3 protein-coding genes are annotated in these 4,018 nt (G+C 67.4%); all 3 read left to right on the top strand.

The window, feature by feature from the left end; genetic code table 11:
• Positions 1–542: 542 nt before the first annotated feature.
• The 3 genes from ABZ570_RS33580 to ABZ570_RS33590 all read left to right on the top strand — a co-directional run bounded on the left by ABZ570_RS33580 (position 543) and on the right by ABZ570_RS33590 (position 3,968).
• The gene (locus tag ABZ570_RS33580; RefSeq protein ID WP_358072162.1) at positions 543–965 is read left to right on the top strand and encodes an RICIN domain-containing protein; all 423 of its coding nucleotides are present in this window, start codon (positions 543–545) and stop codon (positions 963–965) included.
• A 941-nt stretch (positions 966–1,906) separates the two neighbouring features.
• Positions 1,907–3,718 carry an IS481 family transposase gene (locus ABZ570_RS33585; protein ID WP_358072166.1) on the top strand — a complete coding sequence of 604 codons (1,812 nt, stop codon included), beginning with the start codon at positions 1,907–1,909 and terminating at the stop codon, positions 3,716–3,718.
• 13 nt (positions 3,719–3,731) lie between these two features.
• Positions 3,732–3,968, top strand: coding sequence for a hypothetical protein (locus tag ABZ570_RS33590; protein ID WP_358072164.1), 237 nt, complete (start codon positions 3,732–3,734; stop codon positions 3,966–3,968).
• The last annotated feature ends 50 nt before the right edge of the window (positions 3,969–4,018 follow it).

Genomic DNA, 4,018 nt, shown 5'->3' on the forward strand with positions numbered 1-4,018 from the left:
ACAGCATGATCAAAAGGCAGCAGCTTGACACCCAGGCCCCATGGGATGTCTGTCAGCGTTGCTGTCGACAGCCATTCCGCCGGCGACTCGGGCTGACCCCGGCGGGGGGATGCGGCCTCAAGCTGTCGGCTACTGCCAGCTGGTGGCGGTGAGCGTCGACCAGCAGGTGCCGGGCGTCGTCCGTTGACGCTCAGGGCCGACCCGCATCGAGGGTCGCGCTGCCTTCTTGCTGCCTCGCTTACAAGTTCCGTGCCCTCCGTCTGCCTGCATGCCAGACCGTCTCCCGCCTCGGTCGACCCGGGTCGTTTCGGCGTCCGGTAAGACTGGCGCGGCCAGAGCCGACTCTGACCGCTTCCGTGCCGGCCGTACAGCTGCCCCGAGCCCCGGCCAGCACCTCATATCGTCTCCTGCAAGCTTTATCTTTTCGTTACCAACACGGGGCATGCACTCCTGAACCCCCTGACAGACTGAAAGTGCAATCGCTCAAGAAGAGAGGAAAGGGCATGAGGATTCGCTATCGCAGGCCGACACAAGCAGCGGGCATGGCTTTGGTAGTAACGGCGGCGACTCTTGCCGTAGTCGCGCCGGCGGATGCGGCAGCTCGGCGGGTAAGTGTTTACCATCGCAGCGAGAACAACAAGTGTCTAGACGTTGCGAATTACGTATCCACTACGACGTGCAGTGGTGCTAGCGGACAGCAATGGACAATCAATCCGAACAGCATTGGCGAGACGACTTTCGTCAACTACCAGACCGGCTTGTGTTTGGACAGCAATTCCGCCGGTGATGTATATGCCATCAGTTGCAACGGGGGAGCTTACCAGCGCTGGTACCTCGCTGGAACGGGTGGCCGCCAGATCCGTAACGCAGCTACAGAGCGGTGTCTTGATGGTACGGGCGGAAACGTCATCACTTCGCGATGCAATGACCTTGCCTCGAGCCAAGCCTGGACCATCAACGGATAACGCAAGAGCCACTCAGGGCCGGAATCGCCCCCAAGGTCGGTTAGCAGCACGGCTAGGCCGCACAGAATTAGGATAACCCGGCGTTCGGGTACAACGATATTCGCAACAAGGCCCGGCCGCGACCCTACCGATAGCTGCCATTGTTACCGGCGTTGTCGCCGCACGGCGACAACGCCGGATTGATTCCATACGAGTTAATCGATTATCTAGATTTGCTAGTCCCTGAAGCAATCGATGACCTTTTGGCGGGATCGCCAATCCAAGTTCGCGGAACTCGTAGCTAAAGGGCAACAGGCGTCCAAGGCCTCCAGCCTAGCCTCAGGCTGACGGACCGTCATCCCGTCTGCCGTCGACCCGCCCTCGCGGGAGCGGGCCGCCGCCCGGCCCCCCACGTCAAGCGGACCTTGACGCAGGTTCGGACGCTGGCGGGTCGGGCGGTGGTCTGCTCGGCTCGCCCGGGTCGATGGCGGGCGGGATCGCTCCTTCCGCAACCACCCACGGACCGTGACCCGCCGGCGGAGCCCCGGCCATCCTGGAGTCGTTGCGCCCCCGCCGGAGGCGCAGTAACCGCAACCCCGCGACCGCCGGCAGCTCGCCGACGCGGCCGGCGTGCGCTCCCCTACGCCGCGCGGGCTTGTGGCCGCGCGGCCCGGCCGGCTGCCGGCCCACCACACCCCGGTCAACAGTCTGTCGTTCTGCGGCGGCCCTCCGGGCTCCCGCTCTCCGCGCCGGCCGCCGGGCATCAGGCGTGACGGCCGCAGAGCGACAGCGGCAGCGGCCGGCGCGCGCCCAGGTGGCGGCGCGTGCGGCCCGTTCAGGGCCGCCTTGAACACGTACAGAAACTTTGAACCACTTCGCCGGCAGCCGGCTGTCCGACTCCGGTTGATGCGTTACACAGTGACTTCACTTGATGCGTGACACTCCGCAGAGTGCTGGTGGAGTTGAACGTGACGGAGCAACGTTACCGAGCAGTGTTGGAGGTCCAGGCCGGACTTCCGGTGTCTGAGGTTGCCGAGCGGTTCGGCGTGTCCCGGCAGGCGGTGCACCGCTGGTTGGGTTGGTATCGCGATGAGGGCCTGGACGGGTTGGCGGATCGCTCTCATCGTCCGCATGCCCATCCGGCCCAGACCAGCCCGGAGGTCGAAGCGGCGATTTGCGAACTACGCCGTGGGCATCCGCGGTGGGGTCAGCGTCGGCTGCAGTTCGAGTTGGGCCGTCTCGGTTGCCCTGGTCCGGTGCCGTCGCTGAGCACCATGTACCGGGTCCTGGTACGGCACGGCCTCATTGACCCGGTCCCTCGTCGACGCTGGCGGGAGGATTGCCGGCGTTGGGAACGCGACCGGCCGATGGAGCTGTGGCAGCTGGACATCGTCGGCGGAATCAAGCTGGCCAGCGGCGCCGAAGCCAAGGTCGTCACCGGCGTGGACGACCACTCCCGGTTCTGCGTCATCGCCACCGTGGTCCGCCGGGCCACCGGCCGGGCCGTCTGCCTGGCCTTCGCCGAAGCGCTGCAACAGTTCGGAATCCCCGAGGAGGTGCTGACCGACAACGGCAAGCAGTTCACCGGCCGGTTCAACCAGCCCCGCCCGGCCGAGGTGATGTTCGAACGGATCTGCCGGGAGAACAGTATCGTGGCCCGCAACACCAAACCCCGCACACCCACCACCACCGGGAAGGTTGAGCGGTTCCACCAAACCCTGCAACGAGAACTGCTCGACGACGTCGACGTGTGGCCCGACCTGGAGGCCGTGCAGACGGCCGTGGACGCCTTCCGCACCGAGTACAACACCAACCGACCCCACCAGTCCCTGGACATGGCGTTCCCAGCCGACCGGTTCACCGCCCACCCCACCGACGGGCAGCTGCCTTTGCGGCTGCCGCCCGCCCTGGCGCCCGCCGTGCCCGCACCCCGCCCGGCACCGGCGGCTGAGTCGCAGGACCCGCCGGCCCTGCCCGCCCCGCTGGTGCTGTCGACCAACGGTGTCGACCCGGTCAACCTGGCCGTCGAGATCACCCGCACCGTTCCCGCCTCCGGCAACCTCGCCGTCTGCGGGCAACAGTTCTGGCTCGGCCCAGCCCGTGCCGGACTCGCGATCGGCCTCTGGGCCGACACCACCGTGGTTCACCTGCTCCTCGACGGCGTCCGACTCAAGACCGTCCCCTCCCGGCTCACCCCGACCCACCTGCGTCAACTCCTCGCCGACGGCGGCCACCCCGCCGGACCGCCCCCGGCCACCGCCGGCCCGGTCAAGCCGGGGGCTCCCGTCGAGGTCGACCGTCTCGTCAACGCCACCGGCCTGGTCAGCCTCGCCGGCCGGCAACACCCCATCGGCTACCACCTCGCCGGACGACGCGTCACCATCCGCCTCGACCGCGGCGTCCTCCACCTTCTCGACGCCGACCGAACCCTGCTGCGCAGCCTGCCCAACCCGCTCACCCCACAAGAGCAGGCCCGCATCCGCGATGCGCGCCCCGCCGGACCACCACCGCAACCATCCCCAACACCACTACGGGTCGAACGACGCGTCAGCAGCCGCGGCAGCCTCGTCATCGCCGGCCAGAAAATCCACGTCGGCATCGGCCACGCCGGCCGAACCGTCACCGTCGAAGACGCCGACACCACCTTCCGCATCCACGACAGCGACCAACTCCTGGCGGAAGTACCTCGCACGACCACCAAGCCCATCGCCCGGTTCAAGGTCCGCAAGCCCGAACCGCCACGACTCACCCCCGTGCCCCGGCCCGCGACGTGAAACCCTGACCGCCATGCAAGACCCCGACCCCGGCCTCCTCGCCACCATCACCGCCGCCTCATCGCCACGGTGGTCTGACCGAGCGAAGGCCGGCCACGACCTCGCCCGCCGAGCCGAACGCGACGACATCGCCGAACTACTGCTGCGCCTGCTCCTCGACGAACACGACACGGCCGTCACCGACGCGACCAGCCACGCCCTGCTCCAACGCGACGACACCCACGGGGTCCGGTTGATCGCCCTAACTTGATCTTTAACCTGCTGGGCGGCGGCATCGACCCCGGCTGATCATGGGGACAG

Source organism: Micromonospora sp. NPDC007271, from assembly GCF_040634005.1.
GTDB lineage: Bacteria > Actinomycetota > Actinomycetes > Mycobacteriales > Micromonosporaceae > Micromonospora.